The 13,591-nt window shown below is 60.1% G+C and carries 13 protein-coding genes and 2 pseudogenes; 6 read left to right on the top strand and 9 right to left on the bottom strand.

The window, feature by feature from the left end:
• Window positions 1-6: 6 nt before the first annotated feature.
• Together QP999_RS08930 and QP999_RS08935 are read right to left on the bottom strand one after the other, a co-directional pair.
• The gene (locus tag QP999_RS08930) at window positions 7-654 is read right to left on the bottom strand and encodes a uracil-DNA glycosylase (protein WP_284848101.1); all 648 of its coding nucleotides are present in this window, start codon (window positions 652-654) and stop codon (window positions 7-9) included.
• Window positions 651-1,649 (bottom strand): thiamine-phosphate kinase, encoded by a 999-nt coding sequence (locus QP999_RS08935; RefSeq protein ID WP_284848102.1) that lies wholly within the window; start codon window positions 1,647-1,649, stop codon window positions 651-653. The genes QP999_RS08930 and QP999_RS08935 overlap by 4 nt, the downstream gene beginning before the upstream one ends.
• Window positions 1,650-1,706: 57 nt before the next feature.
• Here QP999_RS08935 and QP999_RS08940 point away from each other — a divergent pair, with 57 nt between their 5' ends.
• Window positions 1,707-2,621: a DUF3515 domain-containing protein gene (locus tag QP999_RS08940; RefSeq protein WP_070532997.1), complete on the top strand. Its 915-nt coding sequence runs from the start codon at window positions 1,707-1,709 to the stop codon at window positions 2,619-2,621.
• Window positions 2,622-2,671: 50 nt separating this feature from the next.
• On the opposite strand, the gene QP999_RS08945 is transcribed toward QP999_RS08940, so the two are convergent.
• Together QP999_RS08945 and QP999_RS08950 are read right to left on the bottom strand one after the other, a co-directional pair.
• Window positions 2,672-3,742 carry a D-alanine--D-alanine ligase family protein gene (locus tag QP999_RS08945; RefSeq protein ID WP_284848103.1) on the bottom strand — a complete coding sequence of 357 codons (1,071 nt, stop codon included), beginning with the start codon at window positions 3,740-3,742 and terminating at the stop codon, window positions 2,672-2,674.
• Between the two features lie 21 nt (window positions 3,743-3,763).
• Complete coding sequence (locus QP999_RS08950; RefSeq protein WP_284848104.1) at window positions 3,764-4,762, bottom strand: NAD(P)H-dependent glycerol-3-phosphate dehydrogenase; 999 nt, start codon at window positions 4,760-4,762, stop codon at window positions 3,764-3,766.
• Between the two features lie 147 nt (window positions 4,763-4,909).
• On the opposite strand from QP999_RS08950, the gene QP999_RS08955 reads away from it, so the two are divergent.
• Complete coding sequence (locus tag QP999_RS08955; RefSeq protein ID WP_070623540.1) at window positions 4,910-5,908, top strand: NUDIX hydrolase; 999 nt, start codon at window positions 4,910-4,912, stop codon at window positions 5,906-5,908.
• A gap of 46 nt (window positions 5,909-5,954) precedes the next feature.
• Here the strand turns inward: QP999_RS08955 and QP999_RS08960 are convergent, their stop codons facing one another.
• The 3 genes from QP999_RS08960 to leuC form a co-directional block, all read right to left on the bottom strand.
• Window positions 5,955-6,863, bottom strand: a complete 909-nt coding sequence (locus QP999_RS08960) for a hypothetical protein (protein ID WP_284848105.1) — start codon at window positions 6,861-6,863, stop codon at window positions 5,955-5,957.
• 75 nt (window positions 6,864-6,938) lie between these two features.
• Entirely contained in the window at window positions 6,939-7,529 is a 591-nt protein-coding gene (gene leuD / locus QP999_RS08965) for a 3-isopropylmalate dehydratase small subunit (protein WP_070682996.1), read from the bottom strand.
• A 16-nt stretch (window positions 7,530-7,545) separates the two neighbouring features.
• Window positions 7,546-8,988, bottom strand: coding sequence for a 3-isopropylmalate dehydratase large subunit (leuC, locus tag QP999_RS08970; protein ID WP_284848106.1), 1,443 nt, complete (start codon window positions 8,986-8,988; stop codon window positions 7,546-7,548).
• Between the two features lie 48 nt (window positions 8,989-9,036).
• Between leuC and QP999_RS08975 the strand changes: the two genes are divergently transcribed.
• On the top strand, window positions 9,037-9,750 hold the full coding sequence (locus tag QP999_RS08975) for an IclR family transcriptional regulator (RefSeq protein ID WP_070524385.1): 714 nt from the start codon (window positions 9,037-9,039) through the stop codon (window positions 9,748-9,750).
• A 76-nt stretch (window positions 9,751-9,826) separates the two neighbouring features.
• On the opposite strand, the gene QP999_RS08980 is transcribed toward QP999_RS08975, so the two are convergent.
• Window positions 9,827-10,573, bottom strand: a complete 747-nt coding sequence (locus tag QP999_RS08980) for a chymotrypsin family serine protease (protein ID WP_284848107.1) — start codon at window positions 10,571-10,573, stop codon at window positions 9,827-9,829.
• A gap of 222 nt (window positions 10,574-10,795) precedes the next feature.
• On the opposite strand from QP999_RS08980, the pseudogene QP999_RS08985 reads away from it, so the two are divergent.
• The 3 genes and pseudogenes from QP999_RS08985 to QP999_RS08995 all read left to right on the top strand — a co-directional run.
• Window positions 10,796-11,086, top strand: a pseudogene (locus QP999_RS08985) (hypothetical protein).
• A 115-nt stretch (window positions 11,087-11,201) separates the two neighbouring features.
• Window positions 11,202-11,942, top strand: a complete 741-nt coding sequence (locus QP999_RS08990; RefSeq protein ID WP_284848108.1) for a hypothetical protein — start codon at window positions 11,202-11,204, stop codon at window positions 11,940-11,942.
• Window positions 11,943-12,076: 134 nt separating this feature from the next.
• Window positions 12,077-12,907 (top strand): annotated as a pseudogene (locus QP999_RS08995) (transposase-like zinc-binding domain-containing protein); the annotation flags it as partial.
• A 39-nt stretch (window positions 12,908-12,946) separates the two neighbouring features.
• Here the strand turns inward: QP999_RS08995 and QP999_RS09000 are convergent.
• Window positions 12,947-13,591 (bottom strand): IS3 family transposase (locus QP999_RS09000; protein ID WP_284848110.1); only part of this gene is annotated, 645 nt, incomplete at its 5' end.

Consider the following 13,591-nt stretch of genomic DNA (forward strand, 5'->3'; position numbering starts at 1 on the left):
GCTAGTTTACAAGCGCCAATCCACCGCGGGGACGCCACGGGCTTCTAAGGCCGCGTTTGCGCGGGAGAAAGGGCGCGAGCCGAAGAAGCCACGCCGCGCTGACAGCGGCGAGGGATGCGGGGAAGTAATGCAGTCCGTGCCCGGTAGGTAGGCCTGGCAGGACTGGGCGTCGCGGCCCCACAGGATGGCCACGATATCGCGCCCCGCCAGCGCCCTAATGGCTGCCTCGGTAATCGCCTCCCACCCGAGCCGGCGGTGCGAACCCGCCTGGCCCGGGGCCACGGTGAGTACCCGGTTGAGCAGTAGCACGCCCTGGTCAAACCAGGCCCGCAGGTCACCATCGGCGCGGCCGGGGATGCCGAGGTCGTCGCCAAACTCGGCGTAGATATTCTTCAGCGAACGCGGGGCCGGAACACCCGGCCGCGTGGAAAAGGACAAGCCCATGGCATGCCCCGGTGTGGGATAGGGATCCTGGCCCACGATGAGCACCCGCACGTCCTCGAGGGGCATCGACAGGGCGGCAAAGACGTCCTCGGCCGGCGGCAAGAACTCTGCCCCAATCTCACGCTCGATGCGTGGGAGGTTGTCCTCCAAGGCCTGCCTGATGTGCGGCATCCACGAATAGTGGATGTGAGAAGTATCAATGTGGCTCACGCAAATCCCTCCCAGCCCTCGCTATAGCGAGGTTCCTCTCCATCGATGGTTACTCCGGTGCCGCGCATCACCCGGCCAATTTCCCGGAACCCGGAGGGGGCAGCCTTAAACGTCGTAGCCAACAGCGTGTGGTCCTCCCCACCCGCCAAGACCCACTCCCAAGGGTCGATGCCGAGCACCGCACCGGCGGCGGCCACAAGCGGATCGGGAGCAATGGCGCCGCGGTCAAAATCGATGCGCACCCCGGAGCGCTCAGCCAAGTGCCCCACATCGCGCACGAGACCATCCGAGTTATCCGTCATCGCGGTCGAGCCGGTTGCCCGAGCGATGACGCCGCGCCCGGGTGCGAGGGTGGGCGCGCAGTGGGCGTCGATCAACGGCCAGAGCTCGTCCAGCTCCGGGGGCAGCGCGCGGCCATAACGTTGCAAGAGGGCCAAGCCCGCCCCGGAATACCCAATCTTGCCGTGCGCCACTAGCTTCTGGCCCGCACGCGCACCATCCAGAGTCAACGGTGCGCCGCTTCCGCCCAAAGAGCCCATCGCTGTGACGTTGATGACCAGGCTGTCGCTGCGGGTCAAATCACCGCCGACCAGCTCAGCGTTGTACACCGCGCAGCGCTCAGCAATGCCTTGCGCTATCCCACGCACGAAATCCACCGGGGTATCGCCCGGGGCGGCAATCGCCAGAAGCGCTGCAGTGGGCCGAGCCCCCATTGCCTCAATATCGGCAAAGTTGCGCACGATGGCCTTGTGACCGACTTCCGCGGCGGTGGACCAGTCCCGCCGAAAATGCCGGCCCTCCACCATCATGTCCGTCGAGGCCACAGTGCGCGAATTAGGCGCCGCCGGATAAAGCACCGCGGCATCATCGCCGTTGAGTGCACTCGGCGCTGCGGTGACGATTTCATGGATAACGTGCCGTTCGCCGGCTTGGTCGAGGGTATGGGATAAGCCCACCGTCACGGACTCCTTTTCCTGGCGCAGATGGCGCACCATTCTGGCACGCCTTCAACGTTCGTTCTTCTTGGGCTATCAGCGATAGGATAAGCCCCTATGGATACCCAATTTAACCGCACCGCTATATACATCTCACTCGGGATTGCCATCGCGATGGTCTTCGCGGTGATTTTTGGGGCAAAGTACGTCATCACCAGCGCCGCGCAACAGCCGGTGGCGCTGCCTCCCACTCCGTCTGAAGCAGCGGACTCCCCCGAATGCGCCGCTGTCGTCGACTCTCTGCCGGAAAAGCTCATGGGATACTCACGGGTCGAACTCGTCGACCCAGCCCCGGCGGGTGCCGCAGCCTGGACGAAGAGCTCGGAGGACAAAGTAACCCTGCGCTGTGGCGTTGACCTGCCGCAGCAGTTTACGGGTTATTCCCAGACCATCGAGGCCGACGGCGAATCCTGGTTGCAGGTCATTGACGCCACCCCCGGCTCGAACCTCACGACGTGGTACAGCACCCAGCGCACTCCTGCGGTCGCCGTGACTACGTCTACAGGCGACGCACATTCCGACGCCCCGCAAGGGCTAACAGAAGCCCTCAACAAACTAGATAAAAAGCCTCAAGACCCCAATCCGGCACCGCTATCCAAACTCAAGGCAGGTCCGGATTCCATGTGCCCCGCGCTGGACAAGGCTCTGCCAGACTCACTCGCGGAGGGCTATACGCGCCGCACGGATGCTGGCGCTAAGAACACCTGGGTCTACAGCGCGCCGGGCTATGAGGAAATAGTCGTGCGCTGCGGTGTCGCCGCTCCGGAGAACTACCGTGCGGGCGTTCAGCTCCAGCAGGTTAATGACGTCCCTTGGTTCGAGGACACCACGCTGGCGGAAGGCACAACGGCCGGCACGTGGTTCGCACTCGGCCGCGCGGAGGACCTCGCGCTGTCTGCCCCGCAAGAGGCGGCGAACTCGGCGCTGGTGCGGCTTAGCGACGCCCTCGTTGAAGCCACCCCCGCTCAGTAGGTGTCGCGGCCTCTTTCTTCACCACCTTCCCTTCGCGCACGGCTCAGGGACTAGGAACGCGCGAGAGCGGTCTGGATGAGAGTATCGAGCAGCTCGGCGTAACCCACTCCCACGGCGGCGAAGACCTGCGGGTACATCGAAATCGGCGTGAATCCAGGGAAGGTATTGATCTCGTTGATGCAATAAGAGTCTTCACTAACGAAGAAATCCACGCGCGACAGCCCCGTTGCACCCAGCGCCTGGAAGGCCTCGATGGCGCGCTGGCGCAGCTCGTCGGTGAGCTCCGCGCTCAGCGGCGCAGGAATAGCCGCCGACACTCCCTCATCGATGTACTTGGCGTCGAAGTCATAAAAGCCTTCCTCCGACTCGGTGGTCCCCAAAAGCTTGGCCGGAACAGAGGCTTGCAGGCTTCCGTCCGGGTGCTCGAGGACGCCCACCTCAACCTCGTCTCCGCGGATCTCAGGCTCGACTAGGACCTTGTCATCGGACTCATAAGCCAGGGCCAGCGCCGCGTCAAAATCTTCCCACGCGGAAACCTTGGAGACACCGATGGAGGAACCGCCCCGCGCCGGCTTCACGAAGACAGGCAAACCAAGGCGCTCTTTCTGAGCATCATTCAGCGTATCTCCACCACTAAGCACTTCTTGGGGTGCGACGGGAAGACCTTCGGCCACCAGAAGCTTCTTGGTGAACTCCTTGTCCATACCCACCGCAGAGGCCAGTACACCCGCGCCGACGTAGGGGATTCCGGAAAGCTCAAAAAGGCCCTGCACCGTGCCATCTTCCCCATAGGGTCCATGGAGAACCGGAACGATGACATCCACCTCTGTGTAGTGCTCGTGGCGGGTGACATTGTGGATGCGCCCGCGTGTTGCGGGGTTGAGGGATAGTGCCAACTCATCGTGGAGTTCCACCTCAGGCAGGCGCCCATCGACGATGGCGAGGCCCGCGCGGTTGCCCTGGGTCCAGGTGCCTTCCCGCGTGATACCGATCGGCACGACCTCATACTTTTCCGGATCTAGGTGCTCCATGATCGCGCCGGCGGAAATGCACGACACCGAGTGCTCGGAGCTGCGGCCGCCGTACACAACGGCTACGCGCACAGGTTTCGCTTCAGTCATACCGAGCAACTTTACTCGGCTTTACTCAGCTTTCTTGGTACGACCCATCAGAGCGACGATCATGTCGTCGACAGTCACGCCGCGGTGACACACTCCATAGACCGCCTGGGTAATGGGCATCTCCACGCCCGCGCGCTGCGCCAAGCTAAAAATGGAATCAGAAGAGATAACGCCTTCCGCGACCTGCCCGTTGGTAGCCGCGGTAGCTTCCTCCAGAGTCCCGCCCTGGCCAAGGCGGTAGCCAAAGGTGCGGTTGCGCGAGAGCGTCGAGCTGCACGTCGCCACCAGGTCACCCATTCCAGCTAGTCCAGAGAAGGTAAATGGATCCGCGCCCAGTTTCACACCAAGGCGGGTAATCTCAGCCAGCCCGCGCGTGATAATGGTCGCCATCGTGTTATTGCCCAACCCCTTGCCAGCGGCCATACCACACGCAAGAGCAATAACGTTCTTGCAAGCGCCACCAATTTCTGCGCCGATAACATCGGTGTTGGTATAGGGGCGGAAATATGGAGCGGCAGCTGCGTGCTGGACGGCCTCCGCGCGAGCAGCATCGCTGCAGGCAATAACCGTGGCAGCCGGCTGTTCCTGGGCCACCTCCTTGGCCAAGTTGGGCCCTGAGAGCACGGCAATGCGGCCAGTGGATACGCCGGCGGCGTCCGCGATGACCTCGCTCATCAAGTTAAGCGTGGCTTTCTCCACGCCCTTCGAAATTGAGACCAAGGTAGCGTCCTCCGGCAAGAGCGGCGCCCATTTCTCCAGGTTTCCGCGAAGGGTCTGAGAAGGAACGCCGAAGATGACGATGTCTGCGGCTTCCAAAGCAGCGGCGGGTTCGGTGGTTGCCCGGATCGACTCAGGCAGTAAGAGCTCCGGGAGATAGTCCGGGTTTTCGTGGCGCGTGTTGATGGTGTTTGCCAGTTCCTCGCGGCGCGCCCACAAGCTGACGTCATTGCCGGCGTCAGCAAAGACTTTCGCCAGCGTGGTTCCCCACGAACCCGCGCCCATTACTGCCACGTTTGCCATGTGCCACCTCACGATCAATTCCACTGCATCGACTTTTCCCATTAAAGCACGCCCGGCATTGAAATACGTTCGGCGCGTAAAGCTGCATCGTGGCGGCGAGTGGAGGAAGATGGAGAAGATCACAAGCTACAGGCACAAAGGAGCAGCATGCCCAAGGCAAAGAACATGCATGAGACGGATAAAGATATCCGATCGGAGGTCTTCATCTCTGGTCGCCACCAGGAGATCCCTGTCGATCCGGCGGATGAGTTCAAGCGGACGACACTTGCCGCTGGCGCGGTTCTCTGGCGTGGGGATCCACACGATCCGGAGGTTGCTATCATCCACCGCCCGCACTACGACGATTGGTCGCTACCTAAGGGCAAGGTCGATCCGGGCGAATCCCTTCCCGTCACCGCCGCGCGCGAGATCTTCGAGGAAACCGGCTACACCGTGCGCCTGGGCAAGCTCATTGGCAAGGTGGCTTATCCCGTTCAAGGACGCACGAAGGTTGTCTACTACTGGCTGGCACGTGTACTCGACGGCGAATACACCACGAATTCGGAGACCGATGAGCTGCGTTGGATGACAATCGACGAAGCCTGCACGCTGCTCTCCTATGACGTTGATACGCAGGTGCTGGCGAAGGCCAAGAAGCGCCTCCGCCTCGCTCCGACGACCCGCGTGCTGTATGTCCGCCATGCACGCGCTCACCAGCGCCGCTCCTGGGAGGGCGATGATGACCTGCGCCCGCTGGATAAGAAAGGCCGCCGCCAAGCAGAGATGCTCGTGCCGATGCTCACGCCTTTTCACCCGACCGCCATTTACAGCGCCCCGCCGCAGCGCTGCCAGCACACCGCTGCCCCGTTGGCGGATGAGCTCGGCATGGACATCGCTGTAAACAAAGCATTCGGTGACGATGTGTTTGCTGAATCCCCTGAAGACGCCCGCGCGGCCTTCCAGCGCGTTGTTGACGGCGGCGGTGTCCCCGTCATCGTGAGCCAGGGACTAACCATTCCGGGGATTATCGAATCCTACGCGCCGAAGTTCATCACGACTCCCATCGACGAGCTCAAGTTCAAGAAGGCTTCGGTGTGGGTGCTCTCCTTCAACGACGGTGAACTTACCGGCGCAGACTACCTCGCTAGCCCGCTGCCCGTGCGATAAGCACTACATCGCCACTTCACCAGGTACCTTTCGCCTTCCTGCTGTTCTATTCCCAACGCACAGCAGGGCGGCGCTGCATAGCACGGGTGAAAAGGACCATCCCCAAAGCCCAGATCGGGTAGGCGGCAAGGAAGCCAACGATGGGGATAAATATGACAAAGCTCGTGATGAGGGAACAGATCAAGATAAAGAGCAGCGATTGCCCAAGGTTCTCAATGACCAAGTTCAAAGCCTCCCGGAAGCACTCCATGAGAGGCTTATCCGGGGCATCAGCCTTGATGACAGGCGCTGGCCACAGAAGCGCAAAGAGAATCAGTCCGGGGAAGCCGCCCGCAATTGTTCCGAGCATTGCCAAAATAAAGAAGCAAGCATAGACGCCGGCGCAACCATTCAGCTGGGCAAACCTAAAGTAGTCGCGGAAGGTGACCTTCTCCCCATCAGCGATCTTCCGGGAGCCATTAAAGAGGTTCGCCATCAGCCAGAAAAGATAAGCGAAGGCGGCTAGCACCATGACAACCATGAGAGGGATCCCCACGGTAGTCGCTAAAGGCTCGATGTCCGTGCCATTTCCTTCCATTACTGCGAATACACCGCCTACAACGATTCCCGGCACAAGAAGAAGAGCAAACGTGATAATGAGATGCACCAGCATGGCCAGCATTCCTGGCACCGGTTGCTTTAAGTAACCCTTGAATGACTGGCCCAGAATATCCATGGCGTCAATGGGCGGTACGCCTGCCCCGCCGGGTGGGTTGCCAGGTACTGCGCCGGGCTGGTGGTACCCGTAGCTTCCCGTCTGCTGGTAGCCGTAGCCGTTGGGTTGCTGGTAGCCGTAACTCCCGGATTGTTGATAGTCGTAGCCACCGGGCTGGTGATAATCCGAGCCACCGTACCCGGTGCTGCCGCCGAATTGATTGCCGTTCTCTCCGCTAAAGCCGTCAAAAGGATTAGTCATGCTGAGGATGTTAACGGCGCTATGTGCACCGCGCCACAGGAGGCGGAGAATACTACCCCACCGATGCCGCCTCCGCTAAGACGCAAGGACGCGCGGTTTGAATCCCGGGCGCTTGGATTCAAAGGCATCGATATCGTCCTCGTTACGCAAGGTCAGGCCGATGTCGTCGAGCCCCTCCATAAGGCGCCAACGGGTGTAGTCATCGATATCGAAGGTATAGCTATTGCCGCCCACGGTAACCGTGCGCGCCTCCAAGTCGACGGTGGTTTCGGTCTCCCCGGCTTCTAGCTGCTTCCAGATGAGCTCAATGTCTTCTTGTTCCATGAGTCCCGTCAGCAAGCCCGCTTTACCGGAGTTGCCGCGGAAGATATCTGCGAAGCGCGAGGAGAACACCGCCTTGAAGCCGAATTCCGCAAGCGCCCACACCGCATGCTCACGGGAAGAACCGGTACCAAAGTCCGGGCCTGCGAAGAGCACGGAGCCCTCTTTAAACGGTTCTTGGTTGAGCACGAAGTTCTTATCGCTGCGCCAATTGGAGAACAGGCCGTCGGCAAAGCCGGTGCGCTTCACGGATTTCAGGTAACGCGCGGGAATAATCTGGTCGGTGTCCACATTGGAGACACGCAGCGGAACGCCGACGCCCGTGTGAGTAATAAACTTCTCCATTGTCTTTTTCCTTTCCTTAAGCGCCGGCGAAAGCGGAATCGTCGATGTCTGCTGGTGCGGCCAGGTGGCCCAGAACGGCAGTTGCCGCAGCGACGGCCGGGGACACCAGGTGGGTGCGGCCACCAGGGCCCTGACGGCCCTCAAAGTTGCGGTTGCTTGTCGACGCCGACCTCTCCCCCGGCTTCAACTGGTCCGGGTTCATGCCCAGGCACATTGAGCAGCCAGCGGTGCGCCATTCAGCGCCGAAATCGGTGAAGATCTTGTCCAGCCCTTCCTCCTCAGCTTGGGCCTTGACCACGGCCGAAGACGGAACCACCATCATGCGGGTATCAGCCGCGATGCTGCGCCCCTTGACCACTTCGGCGGCCGCGCGCAGATCCTCGATGCGCGCGTTCGTGCACGATCCAAGGAAGACCGTGTCGATCTGGATATCGCGCAGCGGCGTGCCGGGTTTCAGGTCCATGTAGGCCAAGGCCTTCTCGACGGCGGCTTTTTCGCCGTCGTCGCCGCACTCCTCTGGGTCGGGCACGGTAGCGCTCAATGGCAAGCCCTGTCCCGGGTTAGTACCCCAAGTCACGAAAGGCGTCAACGCGGAGCCGTCGATCTCCACGACGGTGTCGAATTCGGCGCCGTCGTCAGTCGGCAGCGTCTTCCAGTACTCGACGGCCGCGTCCCAATCTTCTCCTTGGGGTGCGAACTCACGGCCCTTGACGTACTCAAAAGTGGTCTCATCCGGAGCCACCATGCCGGCGCGGGCACCGGCCTCGATGGACATATTGCAGATGGTCATGCGGGCTTCCATCGACATCTTGCGAATGGCCTCACCGCGGTACTCGATGATGTGGCCTTGGCCGCCGCCGGTGCCAATCTTGGCGATGATCGCCAAAATCAAATCCTTGGCGGAAACGCCCTCCGCCAGCTCACCGCTGACCTCGATGGCCATTGTCTTAAAGGGCTTAAGCGAAAGTGTCTGGGTGGCCATGACGTGCTCCACCTCAGAGGTACCGATGCCCATGGCAATAGAACCGAAGGCGCCGTGCGTCGACGTGTGCGAGTCACCGCACACGATGGTCATGCCGGGCTGCGTAATGCCCAGCTGAGGACCCACTGTGTGAACGATGCCCTGTTGAGCATCACCCATCGAATGCAGGCGCACGCCGAACTCTTCACAGTTCTTGCGCAGCGTGGACACCTGCGTGCGGGAGACCTCATCCTTGATTTCTAAAAGGTTACCGGACTTAATGCCCACGGTTGGAACGTTATGGTCCTCAGTGGCCAGGTGCAGCTCTGGGTGACGCATCCTGCGACCGGCCAGGCGAAGACCATCGAAAGCCTGCGGGCTGGTAACTTCATGCAAGAGTTGGAAGTCAATATAGAGAAGATCGGGCTCGCCGTTCTCCCCTTTACGCACGACATGGTCGCGCCATACCTTCTCTGCGAGTGTCAGTTTCTCAGTCATGTGCCTCTCCACTTGAAATCTCAATTAATGGGACGTAGATTTCATTATATGGGAGAGTATAGTGCAGTATCAGGAATTAAGGTATTGGATCGCGCGGTAGCCATCATGATGGCCGCGACCAACCAACCTTCTACGCTCAACGAGCTTTGTGAGACCACCGGCCTGCCTCGGGCAACGGCACATCGTCTCGCCACAGCGCTCGAGGCGCACCGAATCCTTACCCGCACCCCCGATGGAAAGTGGGGCGCTGGGCCGGCCCTACCCGGCAACCGTGATCGCATAATCGAAACCGCAGGCCCCATTATGGAGGAGCTTCTCGACGCCACCGGTGAGTCCGTCCAGCTTTACGAACTCTCCGGCACCACGCGCACGTGTATCGCCACGCGCGAGCCGGAGATCGGACTCCACAACGTGGTGCCCGTAGGCCGCCAGCTTCCACTCACCTCCGGTTCCGCCGCCCGCGTCTTCGCCGCCTTTGCTGATGTCCATGTTCCCGATGCCATCTTTAGTGAGCACGATGTCGAGCTCGCGCGCACCAACGGCTACTCCGAATCCATCGAAGAGCGCGAGTCAGACCTCGCTTCCGTTTCCGCCCCCGTCTTCGACGGCGCAGGGAACTTCATCGCCGTCCTTTCCGTCTCCGGTTCCGCCGAACGCTTCCGCCCTTCCCCGGCGGAAAAGTTCGCAGATGTCCTGGTTAGCGCATCCAACCGCTTAAGTGCCGCACTCTCCAATGGCACGCCACGCGACGGCCACCGCTAAGACAACCCGCTAAGAACTGGCCACTTAGCGCAGCGCAATGCAGCGCAGAGGAGTCTAAAGCCTCGAGGCTGCGTTCCTAAATACCGAGACCGAAATACATCGCAAGGCCGCGCAGCCCTTCCGGTCCCGCGCTACTCGTCGAGGACAATGCCTCACCTGTTTCTTGGGCCACCCGGACTGGATTTCCTGGCTCCCGGTTGGGGCGGCGCGGCACCCAACCCTGATGTGGCAGGCGCGCTAGTTCATCCGCATGTGGCATGCGCGCATAATTTGAGAATGTAACTGTCCGGCCGTCCCGGTTAGCCTGGGTAATCCCCTGGTAGATGCCCACAACGCCCGGCTGCCCTGGGACGGACACTGCTCCACCGCTATCCCCTGGCGCCAGCGACACGTCGGCTGCATAGTTCATGCCTGGAAAGACACCCGGCCCCTTCACCGCGGTGCCACACTGACGCGACGCGGCCTGTCCGTCGAAGCACACCGTTGAGCCTTCACCAGGCACCGGTGCCATGCCATCCCCGGTGAGCGGGTTGCCTGCCGAATAGGTTCCGCCGGCGAATTGAATATAGGCCAAGTCATGCCCCGCAGCCCCCGAGGGCGTGAACCAACGCAACGTTCCTAGGTGCTGGCCTGCTTCGTTATACACTTGTTCGCCATTTAAGCCACAGTGCGCCGATGTCCACGCCCGATTAGCCTCGACGTAACCAACAGTGCACAACGCGCCATCAGAAGCCGCGATCCTTTGTCCTTGCCGAACCGGCACCCCCTCAGCAGCGGTCGCGGGGGCGGCGAGAGCAAAGGCCAGCGAGCATGCGCCAGCCATGAATGCAAAGCCTGGTAAGACACGGGAAAAGCGAAGTTGCGGAGACCTTTTCATCATCACCTTACTCTAGCCTGGGCTAGGCCAATTCTCCCTTCACGCCCCGTGTTCAGTTCCGGCGATACCCCCACCCACCCCGCTATTGAAAGTGTATTGGAAACGCGCTTTACTAACATTGACAGCTACTGAAAATGTAGTGAAAATTCCCGACCTCCAGGAGGAGCCATGACCCACACCATCCACGACGAGCACACCCACGTCCACGGCGAAGGCTGCGGCCACGTCGCCTTCCCGCACGGCGATCACACCGACTACGTACACGACGGCCACATTCATCGCGAGCATGAAGGCCACTGAGACGAGTGCGAGGCATCCGAGCACACCGTTCACGATGCCCACGAACACGAGCACGGCGAGGGTTGCGGGCACGTCGCTATTCCCCATGGCGACCACGTGGACTACCTGCATGATGGTCACCGCCACGCGGCACATGACGGCCACTGGGATTGCCACTAAGAGCTACCCCGATTCTGTTTATTGAGCTGCCCAATCTGAGTGCACGTCACTGTGATTGGGCAGCTTTCCCCGTTTTCCCCAGCGCATCGCCACACATCTCGTTAGGGTGGGCTTTATGACTTCCACGCGCGCCCACCGTCCCATCGCAGCTTTTGCAGCCATAATCACCGCCGGTGTTCTTACGGTCGGATGCTCCACGTCATCCGAGATGGCAGCGCCGTCAAGGACGGAAGCGGCATCGGGTGAGCCAACGTTTGAGAACACTTACCCGGCATTTCAGCCGCTTAACGATGACGCTGAGCTTCACGTTCCGAACGCTGCCGACGAGGCAGGCCCCGACGGCCCTGAACCAACCTTGCCGGACAACGCAGGCGATCAGCCTGCGGACCAGGCTCAACAACCTGACACACAGGCCCAGAGTGCACAAGGAGCCCAAGCCGCCCAACCAGCAGCAGGCCAACGCCAAACCTCTCAGACGGCACAAACGGCCACGTATAACAGCCTTTCTGAACAACTCCCCGAGGGCGACGCCAACGGCGCGTCAGTCAACGTTTACGGCACGCCTGCCACTGTGTGCCAGATGGGCGATGGCTATAACATCGCTTTCGTCATGGCCGGTGCGAACACCAGTTGCGATTTCGCCCGTTCCACTGCAGGCCGTTTGATGACCTTGGCACCAAGCTCTAAAGACGACCTCCGGTCCTTCATCCCCGGACAGGTCACCGTCAACAGCCCCATTACCCAACAGAACTATTCACTGACATGCCAAACCGATGAGCACGAGATCATTCGCTGCACCGGCGGCAATAACGCTGAGATCCTCATTGTCGGCCTAAACGACAGGATGTGTTGGTGAGGTTGGATGGTTAGCCGGTCTGGCGTGCTGGTATTAGGATGATTTCACTTATCCGGAGGGATAACCCAGCCTCGGGCCGGAAATACCGCCAAGGGCGTGCTGGTGTGCTAGGCGCCTAGGTTCACGATGAGAGGATGAGTAAGAATCATCCTCGATGCCCCGTCTGTACCGGGGTATGCATCAAATACGGAACGACAAGTACTGGTCGCCAACGATGGCGATGCCGCACTTGCAAGGCCACTTTCACCCGCACCAATGACGACGCAGTTCAAGCAAAATGGTTTCGCCTTTTCATCTTTTGGCTCATGTCAGGCCGCAGCCTGGCACAGACAGCTAAGACCTGCGGAGTTTCATCACGAACTCTGCAACGCCGGTTCAAAACGTTCTGGCTTATCCAACCTCCCCGAAGCGTTGATAAGCAGCGAATCTACGATCAAATCTTCATTGACGGCACCTACTTCAACACCAAGTGCCTTGTCGTGGCTGCTGACTCCTGCCATGTCATCAACTGGTTCTGGTGCACTAAGGAATCCTCCTGGTCCTACATGCGCCTGCTCGACGAGATAGCCCCACCACAATTGGTGACCTGTGATGGGGATTCCGGAGGACTTAAAGCACTACGCCGCCTGTGGCCTGATACCCCGGTTCAACGCTGCATTGTCCACGTCAAACGCAACATTCAACGCGCCACAGGCCTTCACCCCACCTCGCCGATGGGCAAGGCACTACAACGGCTTTCTTTTGAGCTGCTCGCCGTTGACAATCTGGATGAAGCAGCCGCATGGACTGCCAAGCTACACCAATTCGGCACTGTATTTAGCGCCCAGCTCAAAGCCAGAACTTACGTCAAAGACGTCCCTTTCGAGCAGATTCCTAAATCCAAACGTGGCAACAAAAAATGGTGGTACACCCACTACGCTCACCGCGGAATCTACCTACAGCTGAAGAAAATGAGTCAACACGGACGGACCTGACCCCCGGAAAGTAGACACGTCGGGGGTTAGCTATGCTGCTTGGGTCAGTGTAGCTGATGTGAGTGCTTCGAAGTCATCGGGGGCTAGAAGATTGCACCAGGAGTGTCGTCTGCGCGTGTTGTAGCGCATGCACCATCGAAAGACTTCTTGGCGACAGCTGATTGGGCTGTCAAAGACTTTCCGATCACGCAGAACTTCACGCTTTAAGGTGGCGTTAAATGACTCTGCCAAGGCATTATCAGCACTCGTTCCCACCGCGCCCATGGATTGGCGAACACCAAGCTGGGTGCAGTGGTCCCTAAATGCTTGTGAGGTGTACACACTGCCATGATCAGAATGGAAAATTGCCCCTTTAAGACTTCCACGGACTTTCCTTGCATGAGATAAAGCTTCGATAACCAGCGATACCCGCATGTGATCGGCGAGTGCATGGCCGACGAGCTTGCGCGAGTAGACGTCGATGACCGTGGCCAGGTACATGTTCTTGCCGCCCTTACACGGCAGGTAGGTGATATCGCCTACATAGACGTGGTTCGGCCTATCAGCGGTGAATCTGCGGCCTACTAAGTCTGGCATGACTCGACGGCCAGGCTTGCGCCTGGTGGTGATACATCGACGCCGTTTACTAAAGCCTTTCAGCCCCATGGATTTCATGATGCGTGCGACCTTCTTGTG

This window comes from Corynebacterium sp. MSK004 (assembly GCF_030232515.1).
Lineage (GTDB): Bacteria > Actinomycetota > Actinomycetes > Mycobacteriales > Mycobacteriaceae > Corynebacterium > Corynebacterium hesseae.

Excerpts from the sequence above, each read along its gene's own strand:
- QP999_RS08945 (WP_284848103.1), bottom strand. The coding sequence starts at position 3,742 with ATGACTGAAGCGAAACCTGTGCGCGTAGCCGTTGTGTACGGCGGCCGC.
- QP999_RS08975 (WP_070524385.1), top strand. The coding sequence starts at position 9,037 with ATGGGAGAGTATAGTGCAGTATCAGGAATTAAGGTATTGGATCGCGCG.
- QP999_RS08990 (WP_284848108.1), top strand. The coding sequence starts at position 11,202 with ATGACTTCCACGCGCGCCCACCGTCCCATCGCAGCTTTTGCAGCCATA.
- leuC (WP_284848106.1), bottom strand. The coding sequence starts at position 8,988 with ATGACTGAGAAACTGACACTCGCAGAGAAGGTATGGCGCGACCATGTC.
- QP999_RS08980 (WP_284848107.1), bottom strand. The coding sequence starts at position 10,573 with ATGGCTGGCGCATGCTCGCTGGCCTTTGCTCTCGCCGCCCCCGCGACC.
- QP999_RS08955 (WP_070623540.1), top strand. The coding sequence starts at position 4,910 with ATGCCCAAGGCAAAGAACATGCATGAGACGGATAAAGATATCCGATCG.
- leuD (WP_070682996.1), bottom strand. The coding sequence starts at position 7,529 with ATGGAGAAGTTTATTACTCACACGGGCGTCGGCGTTCCGCTGCGTGTC.
- QP999_RS08960 (WP_284848105.1), bottom strand. The coding sequence starts at position 6,863 with ATGACTAATCCTTTTGACGGCTTTAGCGGAGAGAACGGCAATCAATTC.
- QP999_RS08950 (WP_284848104.1), bottom strand. The coding sequence starts at position 4,762 with ATGGCAAACGTGGCAGTAATGGGCGCGGGTTCGTGGGGAACCACGCTG.
- QP999_RS08940 (WP_070532997.1), top strand. The coding sequence starts at position 1,707 with ATGGATACCCAATTTAACCGCACCGCTATATACATCTCACTCGGGATT.
- QP999_RS08935 (WP_284848102.1), bottom strand. The coding sequence starts at position 1,649 with ATGGTGCGCCATCTGCGCCAGGAAAAGGAGTCCGTGACGGTGGGCTTA.